At 56.0% G+C, this 15330-nt stretch carries 17 protein-coding genes and 1 pseudogene; all 18 read left to right on the top strand.

The genetic code is table 11. The features are described 5' to 3' along the window. Nucleotides 1-106 precede the first annotated feature (106 nt). The 18 genes and pseudogenes from OGV50_RS19210 (at nucleotide 107) to OGV50_RS19125 (ending at nucleotide 15326) form a co-directional block, all read left to right on the top strand. A complete protein-coding gene (locus tag OGV50_RS19210) occupies nucleotides 107-886 on the top strand; it encodes a type IV pilus biogenesis protein PilM (protein WP_200093169.1) in 780 nt (259 codons plus the stop codon). Continuing rightward, a pseudogene (locus tag OGV50_RS19205) lies at nucleotides 886-1425 on the top strand (PilN domain-containing protein). The gene OGV50_RS19210 and the pseudogene OGV50_RS19205 overlap by 1 nt, the downstream one beginning before the upstream one ends. Next, the gene (locus OGV50_RS19200; RefSeq protein ID WP_134768983.1) at nucleotides 1409-1879 is read left to right on the top strand and encodes a HofO family protein; all 471 of its coding nucleotides are present in this window, start codon (nucleotides 1409-1411) and stop codon (nucleotides 1877-1879) included. Before OGV50_RS19205 ends, OGV50_RS19200 begins: the two are co-directional and overlap by 17 nt. Continuing rightward, nucleotides 1872-2273 carry a DUF2531 family protein gene (locus OGV50_RS19195; protein WP_012135501.1) on the top strand — a complete coding sequence of 134 codons (402 nt, stop codon included), beginning with the start codon at nucleotides 1872-1874 and terminating at the stop codon, nucleotides 2271-2273. Before OGV50_RS19200 ends, OGV50_RS19195 begins: the two co-directional genes overlap by 8 nt. Continuing rightward, nucleotides 2185-3423 carry a DNA uptake porin HofQ gene (hofQ, locus tag OGV50_RS19190; protein ID WP_286488712.1) on the top strand — a complete coding sequence of 413 codons (1239 nt, stop codon included), beginning with the start codon at nucleotides 2185-2187 and terminating at the stop codon, nucleotides 3421-3423. The genes OGV50_RS19195 and hofQ overlap by 89 nt, the downstream gene beginning before the upstream one ends. Nucleotides 3424-3731: 308 nt before the next feature. Continuing rightward, the gene (gene aroK / locus OGV50_RS19185; RefSeq protein WP_012135498.1) at nucleotides 3732-4253 is read left to right on the top strand and encodes a shikimate kinase AroK; all 522 of its coding nucleotides are present in this window, start codon (nucleotides 3732-3734) and stop codon (nucleotides 4251-4253) included. Nucleotides 4254-4311: 58 nt separating this feature from the next. Beyond that, entirely contained in the window at nucleotides 4312-5400 is a 1089-nt protein-coding gene (gene aroB, locus OGV50_RS19180) for a 3-dehydroquinate synthase (RefSeq protein WP_012135497.1), read from the top strand. A 96-nt stretch (nucleotides 5401-5496) separates the two neighbouring features. After that, nucleotides 5497-6735, top strand: coding sequence for a cell division protein DamX (gene damX / locus OGV50_RS19175; protein WP_200093173.1), 1239 nt, complete (start codon nucleotides 5497-5499; stop codon nucleotides 6733-6735). Between the two features lie 72 nt (nucleotides 6736-6807). Next, entirely contained in the window at nucleotides 6808-7644 is an 837-nt protein-coding gene (gene dam / locus OGV50_RS19170; RefSeq protein ID WP_012135494.1) for an adenine-specific DNA-methyltransferase, read from the top strand. 17 nt (nucleotides 7645-7661) lie between these two features. Continuing rightward, nucleotides 7662-8339 carry a ribulose-phosphate 3-epimerase gene (gene rpe, locus OGV50_RS19165; protein WP_012135493.1) on the top strand — a complete coding sequence of 226 codons (678 nt, stop codon included), beginning with the start codon at nucleotides 7662-7664 and terminating at the stop codon, nucleotides 8337-8339. Beyond that, a complete protein-coding gene (gene gph / locus OGV50_RS19160; RefSeq protein WP_012135492.1) occupies nucleotides 8332-9090 on the top strand; it encodes a phosphoglycolate phosphatase in 759 nt (252 codons plus the stop codon). Before rpe ends, gph begins: the two co-directional genes overlap by 8 nt. Continuing rightward, nucleotides 9083-10087, top strand: a complete 1005-nt coding sequence (gene trpS, locus OGV50_RS19155; RefSeq protein ID WP_012135491.1) for a tryptophan--tRNA ligase — start codon at nucleotides 9083-9085, stop codon at nucleotides 10085-10087. Before gph ends, trpS begins: the two co-directional genes overlap by 8 nt. A 237-nt stretch (nucleotides 10088-10324) precedes the next feature. Next, nucleotides 10325-11230 (top strand): GntR family transcriptional regulator YhfZ, encoded by a 906-nt coding sequence (gene yhfZ, locus OGV50_RS19150; protein ID WP_024131011.1) that lies wholly within the window; start codon nucleotides 10325-10327, stop codon nucleotides 11228-11230. Nucleotides 11231-11250: 20 nt separating this feature from the next. Beyond that, nucleotides 11251-11613 carry a hypothetical protein gene (locus OGV50_RS19145; protein WP_047460724.1) on the top strand — a complete coding sequence of 121 codons (363 nt, stop codon included), beginning with the start codon at nucleotides 11251-11253 and terminating at the stop codon, nucleotides 11611-11613. Between the two features lie 84 nt (nucleotides 11614-11697). After that, complete coding sequence (locus tag OGV50_RS19140; protein ID WP_200093175.1) at nucleotides 11698-12861, top strand: YhfX family PLP-dependent enzyme; 1164 nt, start codon at nucleotides 11698-11700, stop codon at nucleotides 12859-12861. Then, nucleotides 12861-14087 carry a phosphopentomutase gene (locus OGV50_RS19135; protein WP_200093177.1) on the top strand — a complete coding sequence of 409 codons (1227 nt, stop codon included), beginning with the start codon at nucleotides 12861-12863 and terminating at the stop codon, nucleotides 14085-14087. Before OGV50_RS19140 ends, OGV50_RS19135 begins: the two co-directional genes overlap by 1 nt. Then, the gene (locus OGV50_RS19130) at nucleotides 14084-14962 is read left to right on the top strand and encodes a phosphotriesterase-related protein (protein WP_134768988.1); all 879 of its coding nucleotides are present in this window, start codon (nucleotides 14084-14086) and stop codon (nucleotides 14960-14962) included. The genes OGV50_RS19135 and OGV50_RS19130 overlap by 4 nt, the downstream gene beginning before the upstream one ends. A gap of 10 nt (nucleotides 14963-14972) precedes the next feature. Beyond that, entirely contained in the window at nucleotides 14973-15326 is a 354-nt protein-coding gene (locus tag OGV50_RS19125; RefSeq protein ID WP_012135484.1) for a DUF2620 domain-containing protein, read from the top strand. Nucleotides 15327-15330 lie beyond the last annotated feature (4 nt).

Below are 15330 nucleotides of genomic sequence, written 5' to 3'. Positions count from 1 at the left end.
TTAGTGTCATTTGGGCAGTTTATAAACAAACGCGCGGTAGTATAAAGGCAAGCCAGACGCATTGATATACCCGTAAGAGCGACCATTGATAAGGAGATCATAAGCAATGGCTTTCAGGTTCTGGCAAATTGGCCTTCATATTCAGCAGCATGAGGCGCTGGCTGTCGCCGTGGTTCGCGGCGCGTCAGGCTGGTCTTTACAACGCTGGTGGCGGGTGCCGCTGGCGGAATGTACCTTCGTTGACGGGCATCTTCGCGAGCCTGAACAGCTCGTCAATGCGCTGCTTCCGTGGCGTCGTTCGCTTCCTCACCGGCATCATATTTATCTCTCTTTCCCTGCCAGCCGGACGCTGCAAAAGCATTTTCCGCGCCCGGAAATGGCGCTGCGCGAACGTGAACAAACGGCGTGGCTGACCGGCGCGATGGCGCGTGAGCTGGATATGCCCCCCGACGCCCTGTGCTTTGACTATCGCGAAGATACCCTGACTCCGGCATTTAACGTGACCGCCGCCCAAAGCAAGGAGGTAGCGACCTTATTAACGCTGGCGCAAAAACTGAAAATGCAGGTGACGGCGATTACGCCGGATGCCTGCGCATTACAGCGCCTTATTCCTTATCTGCTGGCGCACCAGCAGTGTCTGGCCTGGCGTGACGAAGAACAGTGGCTGTGGGCGACGCGCTATGCGTGGGGACGAAAACCGCTACAAGAGGCGGCCTGCGCCGACAGTCTTGCCGCGACGTTGTCCATTGCGCCGGAAAGTCTGACGGTGTGCGGCGCGGGCGGCTTCGAACCCTGGTGCGCGGTTGCCATTCGCCAGCCTCCCGTTCCGCCGGAAGGCCATACCTTTGCCATCGCACTGGGATTAGCAATGGGGGCGCCGTGCTGATGAGTCATCCGGTCAACTTTTTGCCCTGGCGCCAGTCCCGGCGGCGCGAATGTCTGCGATTCTGGAGCGTTATGTTCAGCGGTTCACTGCTGCTGGCCATTGCGCTGGCGTGCATCCATGAGGTTACGCTCACGGCGCAAAAGCGGGCGGATGCGCAGTGGCCGATCGCAGAGAAAGAGCGCGCGGCCGCGCTGCTGGCGATCCAACCCCGCTTACAGCAGCGGCAGACCGCGTGGCAGCAAGCGTTGCAGCGGCAAACGGAATATGAGCAGACGCGGCGCTGGCAGAGCGTGCTGGAAGGGATGGCGGCGCTGTTGCCCGAGCAGGCGTGGCTAACCCGGTTATCCTGGCAGTAGGGAACGCTGGAACTTGAGGGATACGCGACGACATTTCTCGCGTTAAACACGCTGGAAACCGCGCTGCGTCGTCATCCTGATTTCCCGTTAGCCGGGAGTGGGGCAACGCAGCAGGATGCGCAGGGACGTTGGCAATTTCATTACCCGTTAAAAAGGAGCCTCGCAGATGGCCGCGCTTTTTGACCTCTGGTGCGGGTTATTGCCGCGAACCCGCCTCTTCTGCTGGTTAGGCTGGAGCCTGGGGCTGGGATTACTGGCGTGTTTATGCACGTTTTCTTCGGGCGCGCAGCAACAGGAGCAGCAACGAACGGCGCTGGCGCAACAGCGGGCGGCTATCGACCGGCAGTGGCGAAGCCTGCGTCAGATCGCCGCATCAATGGATATGTCTCGTTTAGCGTCGGCCAGCAAGCGCGTGCCTTTTTCCCCTCTGGATTTTCAGCGCTCTCCGGTACGCCTTCTTCACTGGCAGCCTTCCGCGCAGGGAGGCGAGCTGGCGCTGTCATCCACCTGGGAGGCGGTTCCGCAACTGTTCAGTCGGCTGGCGGAGCGTGGCATGCGCATCAACCGCTTTTCGCTTGTTCCGCAGGAGACGGAGCTGCTGTTGACGCTACAGCTGGAGCGGCTGACTGATGACTAAGCGCTGGCTGTTGGTCTGTAGCTGCCTGCTGATGCTGACCGGAATGCGCGACCCCTTCAAACCGCCGGAGGACCGATGCCGGATCGCTGAACTGCCGATGTGGCGTTACCAGGGCGTGGTGAGTCAGGGAGAGCGCCTGACTGGCATTCTCAAAGACAGCCAGCAGAAGTGGCGGCGCGTCGAACAATATCAGGTGCTGGAGAACGGCTGGACGATTTCCCGACTGACGGCAGACAGCATAACGCTTGAGACCGGTAAAGGCTGTGAACCGTCACAGTGGCGGTGGCAACGACAAGGAGAAGTGAATGAAGCGATGGATAGCCGCAGCGTTGATCGCCGTGATGCCCGCCGTACAGGCGGGGAAAGCGCAAAACGTGACGCTGGTGGTGGATGATGTTCCTGTTGTTCAGGTATTGCAGGCGCTTGCCGCGCAGGAGAAGAAGAATCTGGTGGTCTCGCCTGACGTCAGCGGTTCGCTGTCGCTGAGTCTGACGGATGTGCCGTGGAAGCAGGCGGTGCAGACGGTCATAAAAAGCGCCGGGCTGGTGCTGCGCCAGGAGGGGAATATTCTGCATGTTCACTCGGTTCACTGGCAAAACGAAAACGCCGCGCGGCAGGAGGCCGAGCAGGCAAGGCTTCGGGCTAACTTACCGCTGGAGGATCGCAGTATTTCTCTGCAATATGCCGATGCCTCCGAACTGGCAAAAGCGGGAGAAAAACTGCTGAGCGCCAAAGGCAGTATGACGGTAGATAAGCGCACCAACCGGTTATTGCTTCGGGATAACAACGCCGCGCTGGCGGCGCTGGAAAAGTGGGCGGCGCAAATGGATCTCCCCATTGAGCAGGTTGAACTGGCGGCGCATATCGTCACCATAAATGAAAAAAGCCTGCGTGAGCTGGGGGTAAAGTGGACGCTGGCGGACGCGCAACAGGCCGGGTCGCCAGGGCAGGTGACGTCGCTTGCCAGCGATCTGTCCGTCGCGGCCGCCACGTCTCGCGTCGGGTTTAACATCGGGCGCATCAACGGTCGCTTGTTGGATCTTGAGCTTTCCGCCCTGGAGCAGAAGCAGCAACTTGATATTATCGCCAGTCCACGACTGCTGGCTTCGCATCTGCAACCCGCCAGTATTAAGCAGGGGAGCGAAATCCCGTATCAGGTCTCCAGCGGCGAGAGTGGGGCGACGTCCGTGGAGTTTAAAGAAGCGGTGCTGGGGATGGAGGTGACGCCCACCGTTTTGCCGAAGGGGCGCATTCGCTTGAAACTTCACATCAGCCAGAACGTTCCCGGCCAGGTGCTACAGCAGGCGGATGGCGAAGTGCTGGCGATCGATAAGCAGGAGATCGACACGCAGGTCGAGGTTAAAAGCGGCGAAACGCTGGCGCTGGGCGGCATCTTTTCGCGCAAGAACAAATCCGCTAAAGATAGCGTCCCGCTGTTAGGCGATATCCCCTGGCTTGGTTCCCTTTTCAGCCATGATGGAAAAGAGAACGAGCGGCGCGAACTGGTGGTGTTCATTACCCCCAGACTGGTTGCGGCAGAATAATTTATGCCTGAAATCGCGCTGTTTTTGCACTGAACACGTTTCAGGGATTTGACGTGGGGGTGTATTTAGCATACAAGGAGTACCGATTTGAGAGTTGGTTCTTCTCGTCGCTATCCAGCGACGCTGCCTCCGGGGTTGTCTACAATATGTCTTGGTAATTTATTCAGTTGCCAAACCCGTTGGAGTATTGAGATAATTTTCAGTCTGACTCTCGCAATATCTTATGAGGTTTCAGTTCATGTCCTGCTGCGCAAGGTGTCTGCGACGCGGGTTTATCATTAACGAATTGTCTTAGTAGTACCGAAAAAATGGCAGAGAAACGCAATATCTTTCTGGTTGGGCCTATGGGTGCCGGAAAAAGCACTATTGGGCGCCAGTTAGCTCAACAACTCAATATGGAATTTTACGATTCTGATCAAGAGATTGAGAAACGAACCGGAGCTGATGTGGGCTGGGTCTTCGATGTAGAAGGTGAAGACGGCTTCCGTGATCGCGAAGAAAAAGTCATCAACGAGTTGACGGAAAAACAGGGTATTGTGCTGGCAACCGGCGGTGGCTCTGTAAAATCACGTGAAACGCGTAACCGTCTCTCCGCGCGTGGCGTCGTGGTGTATCTTGAAACGACAATCGAAAAACAACTTGCGCGTACGCAGCGCGACAAGAAACGCCCGCTGTTGCAGGTAGAAGCTCCGCCTCGTGAAGTTCTGGAAGCGTTGGCCAACGAACGCAATCCTCTGTATGAAGAGATTGCCGACGTGACCATTCGTACCGACGATCAGAGCGCTAAGGTCGTGGCAAACCAGATTATTCATATGCTGGAAAGCAACTGATTCTGGCTTAATACATACTCGGTAAGCGGGTACAAGTAACTAAGGTGGATGTCGCGTCATGGAGAGGATTACAGTTACTCTCGGGGAACGTAGTTACCCTATCACCATCGCGGCTGGTTTGTTTAACGAACCAGCTTCATTCTTACCGCTGAAATCGGGCGATCAGGTTATGTTGGTGACCAACGAAACCCTGGCTCCCCTTTACCTTGATAAGATCCGTAGCGTACTTGAACAGGCGGGGGTTAACGTAGATAGCGTTACCCTGCCCGATGGCGAAAAGTATAAAAGCCTGACGGTACTTGATACGGTTTTCACCGCGTTACTGCAAAAACCGCACGGTCGCGATACCACGCTGGTTGCCCTCGGCGGCGGCGTGATTGGCGACCTTACCGGTTTCGCCGCCGCCAGCTATCAGCGTGGCGTGCGCTTTATCCAGGTCCCGACGACATTGCTGTCGCAGGTCGACTCCTCCGTAGGCGGGAAAACCGCTGTAAACCATCCCCTCGGCAAGAACATGATCGGCGCGTTCTACCAGCCTGCTTCTGTGGTGGTGGATCTCGACTGTCTGAAAACGCTTCCTGCGCGTGAGCTGGCATCGGGTCTGGCGGAAGTGATCAAATACGGCATCATTCTTGACGGTGAATTTTTCACCTGGCTTGAGGACAATCTGGACGCGTTATTACGTCTGGAAGGTCCGGCAATGGCGTACTGTATCCGCCGTTGTTGTGAGCTGAAAGCCGAAGTTGTCGCAGCAGACGAGCGCGAAACGGGCTTACGTGCTTTACTGAATCTGGGACATACCTTTGGTCATGCCATTGAAGCTGAAATGGGTTATGGCAATTGGTTACACGGTGAAGCCGTCGCTGCTGGTATGGTGATGGCGGCGCGCACGTCAGAGCGTCTCGGTCAGTTTAGCGCTGCGGATACGCAACGCATTATTACGCTGCTCCAGCGCGCAGGTCTGCCTGTACACGGGCCGCGTGAGATGTCTGCTCAGGCGTATTTGCCACACATGCTGCGCGATAAGAAAGTTCTGGCGGGCGAGATGCGCTTAGTGCTCCCGCTGGCGATAGGGAAAAGTGAAGTACGCGGCGGAGTGCCGCACGAAATCGTTCTCAGCGCTATTGCTGACTGTCAGCAGGCGTAACAACAAGAAAGGTCGGACTGATACTGCACGGTATTGGTCATTTAAATTCAGGTTAACTGCAACGTCGTAAGCATTAACCTTTGAGTGGGGTGTTAAATGGATGAATTCAAACCAGAAGACGAGCTGAAACCCGATCCCAGCGATCGTCGTACTGGTCGTACTCGTCAATCTTCTGAACGCGATAATGATCCACAGATCAATTTCGATGACGTCGACCTGGATACGGACGATCGTCGTCCAGGGCGTGCGCGAAAGGCGCGTGAGGAAGAGCAGTACAGCGAAGACGATTATGAATCCGATGATGCAGTGGATGAAGAACGCGTAGAGCGTCGTCCCCGCAAACGTAAGAAAGCCGCCAGCAAACCCGCTTCCCGTCAATACATCATGATGGGTGTCGGCGTTCTGGTGTTGCTGCTGTTGATCATCGGTATTGGCTCCGCGCTGAAAGCTCCTTCACCCTCCTCTTCCAGCGATCAAACGGCGTCTGCCGAGAAGAACATCGATCTTTCCGGCAATAACGCGACCGATCAGGCGAGCGCCACGCAGCCTGCGCCAGACGCTGAACAGACCGCCGGAAACACGCAGCAGGATGTTTCTCTGCCGCCGATCGCCTCAACGCCAACGCAGGGTCAGGCGCCTGCCGCGACCGAAGGCCAACAGCGTGTGGAAGTTCAGGGCGATCTGAACAATGCGCTGACTCAGCCGCAGGGCCAGGAACAGGTTAACAATGTGGTGGCGAACTCCACGCTGCCGACGGAACCTGCCACCGTTGCGCCAATCCGCAACGGCAACGCGCCGCGTCAGACGGCGACGACGCAATCGGGCGAGCGTCAGACCACTACGCGCCCGGAACGTAAGCAGGTTGTGATTGAGCCGAAGAAACCGCAGACCACCGCGAAAGCGACGCCAGCGGAACCGAAGCCGACCACGCAGCCGAAACGTAGCGAACCTGCCGCGCCGAAAGCCACCGCCAGCACTGCGCCTGCACAAACCGCAGCGCCAGCGCAAGCCACAGCGGCAGCCGGCAGTGCGGCTGGTACGAAAAGCACAGGTAACGTGGGTTCGCTGAAGTCTGCGCCTTCCAGCCATTACACCCTGCAACTCAGCAGTTCTTCTAACTACGACAACCTGAACGGTTGGGCGAAGAAAGAAAACCTGAAAAACTATGTGGTGTATCAGACGACGCGTAACGGTCAGCCGTGGTATGTTCTGGTAACGGGTGTGTATGCGTCTAAAGATGATGCCAAACGTGCGGTGTCTACGTTGCCAGCCGATGTGCAGGCGAAAAACCCGTGGGCAAAACCGTTGCATCAGGTGCAGGCCGATCTGAAGTAATAGTCATGTTAAAGCGCAGGATGCTGTCGGAGCTTTCTCCACAGCCGGAGAAGGTGTAATTAGTTAGTCAGCATGAAAAAGAATCGCGCTTTTCTGAAGTGGGCAGGGGGGAAATACCCCCTGCTTGATGACATCAAACGGCATTTACCGAAAGGTGAATGTCTGGTTGAACCCTTTGTGGGTGCCGGGTCGGTGTTTCTTAACACCGACTTTTCTCGTTATATTCTTGCCGATATTAATAGTGACCTTATCAGCCTCTATAACATCGTGAAGTCGCGTACTGAAGAGTATGTGCGGGCTTCCCGCGAGCTGTTTACGCCTGAGACGAATCAGGCCGAGGTTTACTATCAACTCCGTGAAGAGTTCAATACGAGCCGGGAGCCGTTCCGTCGCGCGGTCCTGTTCTTATACCTGAACCGCTATGGTTACAACGGCCTGTGCCGCTATAACTTGCGTGGGGAGTTTAACGTGCCGTTTGGCCGTTACAAAAAGCCCTACTTCCCGGAAACGGAGTTGTACCATTTTGCCAAAAAAGCGCAGAATGCAGAGTTTCATTGCCTTTCGTATGAAGAGTGTATGGATCGTGCTGATAGCAATTCTGTGGTCTATTGCGATCCGCCTTACGCACCGCTTTCTGCGACGGCGAATTTCACCGCTTATCATACCAATAGCTTCAGCCCAAAAGAGCAGGCGCGCCTGGCGGAGATGGCAGAAAAGCTGGTCAGCAAGCGGATCCCGGTGTTAATTTCGAACCATGACACGCCCGATACCCGCGAGTGGTACAAAGCGGCGAAACATTTTCAGGTCAAAGTGCGTCGCAGTATAAGCAGCAATGGCGGCACACGTAAAAAGGTGGACGAACTGCTGGCTCTGTACCAACCAGGAGTCGTAACGCCTGCGAAAAAATAATTCTCAAGGAGAAGCGGATGAAACAGTATTTGATTGCCCCCTCAATTCTGTCGGCTGATTTTGCCCGCCTGGGTGAGGACACCGCGAAAGTGCTGGCTGCTGGTGCGGATGTCGTGCATTTTGACGTCATGGACAACCACTATGTGCCGAACCTGACCATCGGCCCGATGGTGCTGAAATCCCTGCGCAAATACGGTATTACCGCCCCCATCGACGTGCATTTGATGGTGAAGCCGGTTGACCGCATCGTGCCGGATTTCGCCGCAGCGGGCGCCAGCATCATTACGTTTCATCCCGAAGCCTCCGAGCATGTCGATCGTACCTTGCAGCTGATTAAAGAAAACGGCTGTAAAGCGGGTCTGGTGTTTAACCCGGCCACGCCGCTGAGTTATCTGGATTACGTGATGGATAAGCTGGATGTGATCCTGCTGATGTCCGTCAACCCGGGTTTTGGCGGCCAGTCTTTTATTCCGCACACGCTGGAGAAGCTGCGTGAAGTGCGCCGTCGTATTGATGAGTCAGGTTATGACATTCGCCTGGAAGTGGACGGCGGCGTCAAGGTGAACAACATCGGCGAAATCGCCGCGGCGGGCGCAGACATGTTTGTGGCAGGCTCCGCGATTTTCGACCAACCAGACTACAAAAAAGTCATTGATGAAATGCGCAGTGAACTGGCAAAGGTAAGTCATGGATAAATTGCAGGATATTCGGGGTGTCGCCTTTGACCTCGACGGCACGCTGGTCGACAGCGCGCCGGGATTAGCCGCTGCGGTAGATATGGCGTTATACGCGCTGGAACTGCCTACCGCTGGCGAAGATCGCGTAATTACCTGGATTGGTAACGGCGCGGATGTATTGATGGAGCGTGCGCTCGCCTGGGCTCGCCAGGAACGCGCTACGTTACGTAAAACAATGGGCAAACCGCCTGTTGATGATGAGATCCCCGCCGAGGAGCAGGTGCGTATTTTGCGTAAGCTGTTCGACCGCTACTATGGCGATGTGGCGGAAGAAGGGACGTTCCTGTTCCCGCACGTAGCCGATACGCTGGGCGCGCTGCATGCCAAAGGGCTGCCGCTTGGACTGGTGACCAATAAGCCGACGCCGTTTGTGGCGCCGCTGCTTGAAGCGCTGGATATCGCCAAATACTTTAGCGTGGTTATTGGCGGCGACGATGTGCAGAACAAAAAGCCGCATCCCGATCCGCTGCTGCTGGTGGCAAAGCGGATGGGCGTCGCGCCTGAACAGATGCTCTTCGTGGGCGATTCGCGTAACGACATTCAGGCTGCAAAAGCGGCTGGCTGCCCGTCGGTCGGCCTCACGTACGGCTACAACTATGGCGAATCAATCGCTCTTAGCCAGCCGGATGTGATTTACGACACTATTAATGACCTTCTGCCCGCTCTCGGGCTTCCGCATAGCGAAAATCAGGAATCGAAAAATGACTAAGCCCATCGTTTTTAGTGGCGCACAGCCCTCAGGTGAATTGACCATTGGCAACTATATGGGTGCGCTGCGTCAGTGGGTGAACATGCAGGATGACTATCATTGCATTTACTGCATCGTTGACCAGCATGCGATCACCGTGCGTCAGGATGCACAGCAGTTGCGTAAGGCGACGCTGGATACGCTGGCGCTCTACCTGGCGTGTGGTATCGATCCTGAGAAAAGCACCATCTTTGTTCAGTCCCATGTGCCGGAGCACGCGCAGCTGGGCTGGGCGCTGAACTGCTACACCTATTTCGGCGAACTGAGCCGGATGACCCAGTTCAAAGACAAATCCGCGCGCTATGCCGAGAACATCAACGCCGGTCTGTTTGATTACCCGGTTCTGATGGCGGCAGACATTTTGCTGTATCAAACGAATCAGGTGCCGGTGGGTGAAGATCAGAAACAGCATCTGGAATTGAGCCGCGACATCGCGCAGCGTTTTAACGCGCTGTATGGCGATATCTTTAACGTTCCTGAGCCGTTTATTCCAAAATCCGGCGCGCGCGTGATGTCACTGCTGGAACCGACCAAAAAGATGTCCAAGTCGGACGATAACCGTAACAACGTCATCGGCCTGCTGGAAGACCCGAAATCGGTGGTGAAAAAAATCAAACGTGCGGTGACGGATTCCGACGAGCCGCCGGTAGTGCGCTACGACATCCAGAATAAAGCGGGGGTGTCTAACCTGCTGGATATCCTCTCCGCCGTAACCGGCCAGAGCATCCCTGAGCTGGAGCAGCATTTCGAAGGCAAGATGTATGGTCATCTGAAAGGTGAAGTGGCTGAAGCCGTTTCCGGTATGCTGACCGAGTTGCAGGAGCGTTATCATCGCTTCCGCAGCGACGAAGCCTTCTTGCAGAAAGTGATGAAAGAAGGGGCGGAAAAAGCCAGCGCCCGTGCTTCCGAAACGCTGAAAGCGGTCTACGAAGCGATCGGCTTTGTCGCCAAGCCGTAATGCGCACCGCGCCGTAGGCCGGATAAGGCGTTTACGCCGCCACCCGGCGTAAACACGGCGAGGGTCTACAGTGATGCGACACTACACATTAAAAAACCGGGGATTTCCCGGTTTTTTTGTCTCTCTGCGTACCCGTGACGAAAAACTGTGAGGCGTCTCGCCGTTTACGCACATCGTCATTGCGCGATATCTTCATTTTAATGAATATATAAATATTCACTTTACTGAAAATTTATGATGCGTCGAACATTTATCAAAAAAGAGGGGGTCGTGCTGACGACCCTGGCCCGCTACCTGCTTGGTGAGAAATGCGGTAACCGTTTGAAAACGATAGATGAACTGGCTAATGAATGCCACTCATCGGTGGGGTTAACGCAGGCCGCATTAAAAACGCTGGAGTCCTCCGGGGCGATCCGTATTGAGCGTCGTGGGCGCAACGGCAGCTTCCTGGTGGAGATGGATAACAAAACGTTGCTGTCGCATGTGGACATCAGCAACGTTGTTTGCGCGATGCCGCTGCCGTACACCCGTCTGTATGAAGGGCTGGCGAGCGGGCTGAAAGCGCAGTTTGAAGGGATTCCATTTTATTACGCGCACATGCGTGGGGCGGACATCCGGGTTGAGTGCCTGCTGAATGGCGTCTACGACATGGCCGTGGTGTCGCGTCTGGCCGCAGAGAGCTACCTGGCGCAAAACGGGTTGCGCATCGCGCTGGAACTGGGGCCCCACACCTATGTCGGCGAGCACCAGTTGATCTGCCGTAAAGGCGAATCCGACCGGGTGAAACGAGTGGGGCTGGATAACCGTTCGGCAGATCAGAAAATCATGACTGAAGCCTGTTTCGGCAAAAGTGATGTGGAGCTGATAGACCTCTCTTATCACGAAAGCCTTCAGCGCATTGTAAAAGGCGATGTGGATGCGGTGATCTGGAATGTGGTGGCGGAAGCGGAGCTGGCATTGCTGGGGTTAGAAGCGACGCCGCTCACCCGCGATCCCCGATTCTTGCAGGCCACCGAAGCCGTGGTGCTGACCCGGTCGGACGATTACCCGATGCAGCAACTGCTGCGCGCCGTGGTGGACAAACAGGCGCTGCTCGCCCATCAGCAACGTGTGGTCAGCGGTGAACAGGAACCCAGTTACTAAGTTAATCAAAGGCATTGTAAATGGAAAACAGACTCAGCCTGCTGTGTGACGCAGGGGTTATCGACGAAGATATTTGCCGCGGCATGTTGCAGGTCGTCAGACGACTGGACGAGGAGTGGAAGCTGCCGGTGCATACCGAGCAGGGAACGATGGCGATAACCCACATGGCCAGCGCGTTAATGCGCAGTCGTCGGGGAGAGGTGATTGACGCGCTGGATCGCGAGCTGCTGGCGGAACTGACGCAATCTCCCCACTGGCCCGCGATTTTGTTGGCGCACCAGGCGCTGCTGGCGGAGTTTGCGGTTTCGCTTCATGCCAATGAGGAAGGCTATTTGTTGGCAAATCTATATGGGCTGTGGATGGCGGCGCACGAAGCGTCGTGAGGAATACCGTACATCAACGTACCACACCTTAAATATTCAAAAAAATGAATATTTAATTCAGGGATTAGAAACCGAGGCACAAAGATGTTTATACACGCATTGAAACGCCAGAATCCGGCGCTGATTACCGCCGCGATCCGACTCTGGCAGCAGGGAAGGATCGTCCCGGACAGCTGGGTGATTGATGTTGATCAGGTGCTGGAAAACGGGAAGCGCCTGGTTGATACGGCTCATCAATACGGCATCACGCTGTATCTGATGACAAAACAGCTTGGGCGTAATCCCTGGCTGGCGGAAAAGCTGCTGGCGCTGGGATATGCCGGAATTGTCACGGTGGATTACAAAGAGGCCAGGGTCATGCGCCGCGCCGGATTGCCGGTGGCGCATCAGGGGCATTTAGTGCAGATCCCCTCCCGGCAGATTGACGAAGCGGTGGAGCAAGGGACGGACATTATTACGCTCTTTTCGCTGGAGAAGGCGCGTGAAGTGTCGGCGGCGGCGGTGAAGGCCGGGCGCGTGCAGGCGGTAATGCTGAAGATTTACGGCGAGCAGGATTTTCTTTATCCGGGGCAGGAGAGCGGCTTCCCGCTGGCGCGCCTTGATGACGCGGTGAATGACATTCGCCGTCTGCCGGGGCTCCATGTCACGGGGTTAACGCATTTCCCCTGCCTGCTGTGGGATGACGCATCAGGCGAGACCAGGCCGACGCCCAATCTGCATTCCCTGGTCAAGGCGAGGCAGCAACTGGAAGAGCGGGAGATTGCTATTGAGCAGCTTAATGCGCCCTCTGCAACCAGCTGCGCGTCTTTGCCGCTGTTGGCGCGGTATGGCGTCACCCATGCCGAACCGGGCCATGCGCTGACCGGCACCATTCCGTCGAATCAGCAAGGCGATCAGCCTGAACGCATTGCGATGCTCTGGCTGAGTGAAATTTCGCACCATTTTCGTGGCAACAGCTACTGCTATGGCGGCGGCTATTACCGCCGGGGACATGCGCGCAACGCGCTCGTTTTTACGCCGGAAAACGACGTTCCCGCGAAGACGACGCTGGAACCCGTCGATGACAGCAGTATCGACTACTACCTGCCGCTTGCAGGGACGTTTCCGGTGAGCAGCGCCGTGGTGCTCTGTTTTCGTACCCAAATCTTTGTGACGCGCAGTGATGTGGTGCTGGTGTCTGGCATTCAGCGCGGCGCGGCGGAAATCGTCGCCCGTTATGACAGTCTCGGAAACGTACTGGAGGCGTAATGGCTCGTTTTGTGGTGCTGGTGATTGATAGCTTCGGCGTCGGCGCAATGAAGGATGTGGCGGAGGTTCGCCCGCAGGATGTCGGGGCGAATACCTGTGGACATATTCTGCGTCAGCTCCCGCAGCTACATCTGCCGACGCTGGAGAAACTGGGGCTGATTAACGCGCTGGGCTATGCGCCAGGCGTTATGGCTCCCTCGGCATCGGCAGTGTGGGGGATCGCGGAATTGCAGCATGAAGGCGGGGATACCTTCATGGGGCATCAGGAGATTTTAGGCACGCGTCCGCAGGCGCCGCTGCGTATGCCGTTTAGCGAGGTGATTGATCGCGTTGAGCTGGCGCTGAAGGCGGCGGGCTGGCAGGTAGAGCGACGTGGCGGCGAACTGGCGTTTCTGTGGGTCAATGAATCAGTGGCGATAGGCGATAACCTCGAAGCGGATTTAGGGCAGGTTTACAACATTACCGCCAACCTTTCCGTCATCGCCTTTGACGAGGTGCTGAAGATTGGCCGCATTGTGCGTGAACACGCGCAGGTGGGGCGCGTCATTGCATTCGGCGGCACGCTTCACGACAGCCAGCGGATTCTGGACGCCGCAGAAACGAAAGAAGGGCGTTTTATTGGCATCAATGCGCCGCGATCTGGCGCATATGAGAGCGGTTTTCAGGTTGTTCATATGGGCTATGGCGTGGATGAGCGGGTTCAGGCACCGCAAAAACTGCATGAGGTTGGCGTGCCGACCGTGCTGATCGGCAAAGTGGCGGATATCGTGGCGAACCCTCACGGACGTAGCTGGCAAAACCTGGTGGACAGCCAGCGCATCATGGATATCACGCGCGATGAATTCAGTGCCGCCCGGCACGCGTTTATCTGCACCAACATCCAGGAAACCGATCTGGCGGGACACGCCCAGGATGTCGCACGTTATGCGGAACGTTTGCAGGTGGTTGACCGTAATCTTGCGCGGCTGACAAGCGAGATGACACCCGATGATTGTCTGCTGGTGATGGCCGACCACGGCAACGATCCGACGATAGGTCACAGTCACCATACCCGTGAAAGAGTGCCGATTCTGGTCTACCGGCAGGGGCTGAAGCCTGTTCAGTTAGGCCTTCGCACCACGCTGTCGGATGTGGGCGCGACGGTCTGTGAGTTCTTTGGCGCGCCCGCGCCACAAAACGGCACCTCTTTCTTTTCGTCATTACAGCTCACAGGAGACGCCGTATGAATTTTGATACGTCAGGCTACACCTGGGCCCATGAGCATCTGCACATCGATCTCTCCGGGTTCAAAAATAACCTCGACTGCCGGTTAGATCAGTACGATCTCATTTGTCAGGAGATGAAAGATCTGCGGGCGTTGGGCGTGCGCAACATCATTGAAATGACCAACCGCTATATGGGGCGCAACCCGCAATTCATGCTCGATTTGATGCGGGATAGCGGGATAAACGTGGTGGCCTGTACGGGTTACTACCAGGACGCATTTTTCCCTGAGCATGTCGCGACCCGCAGCGTGGAGCAGCTTGCGCAGGAGATGATCGATGAAATTGTCATCGGTATTGATAACACGACGCTGAAAGCCGGAATTATTGCGGAAATCGGCTCCAGTGAAGGGGTGATTACGCCGCTGGAAGAGAAGGTGTTTATCGCCGCTGCGCGCGCCCACAATGAAACCGGACGCCCCATCTCTACCCATACCTCGTTCAGTACGATGGGGCTGGAGCAACTGGCCTTGTTGCAGGCGCAGGGCGTCGATCTCTCCCGCGTGGTGATTGGTCATTGCGATCTGAAAGATAACCTCAACGGCATTTTGCAGATGATCGATCTCGGCGCGTACGTGCAGTTCGACACCATCGGCAAAAACAACTACTACCCGGATGAAAAGCGCATCGACATGCTGAATGCGCTGCGCCAGCGTGGTTTGCTCAACCGCGTGATGCTTTCGATGGATATTACCCGCCGCTCCCATCTAAAAGCCAATGGCGGCAATGGCTACGACTACCTGTTAACCACCTTTATCCCACAGCTGCGCCAGTCAGGATTCAGTCAGGCCGATGTGGACACGATGTTGCGTGATAACCCCTCACAATTTTTCCAATAAGGACAGAAAGATGAAAAAGATTGGTGTTGCTGGCTTACAGCGTGAGCAGATTAAAAAAACTATCGAGACCGTGGCGCCCGGCTGCTTTGACGTGTCTATTCACAACGATATGGAAGCGGCGATGAAAGTGAAGTCCGGGCAACTGGATTATTACATCGGCGCGTGTAATACCGGCGCTGGCGCGGCGTTGTCGATAGCGATTGCGGTGATTGGCTACAACAAAAGCTGCACCATCGCTAAGCCGGGTATCAAAGCGAAAGACGAGCATATCGCAAAGATGGTCGCGGAAGGGAAAGTGGCGTTTGGCCTCTCTGTCGAACATGTTGAGCATGCGATTCCCATGCTGGTTAACCACTTGAAATAAAAGG

It is taken from the genome of Citrobacter sp. CK180, from assembly GCF_030333655.1.
Taxonomy (GTDB): domain Bacteria; phylum Pseudomonadota; class Gammaproteobacteria; order Enterobacterales; family Enterobacteriaceae; genus Citrobacter_B; species Citrobacter_B koseri.
Note: the sequence above shows the minus strand (reverse complement) of the source record. Positions and strands in the feature narration are given on the sequence as shown.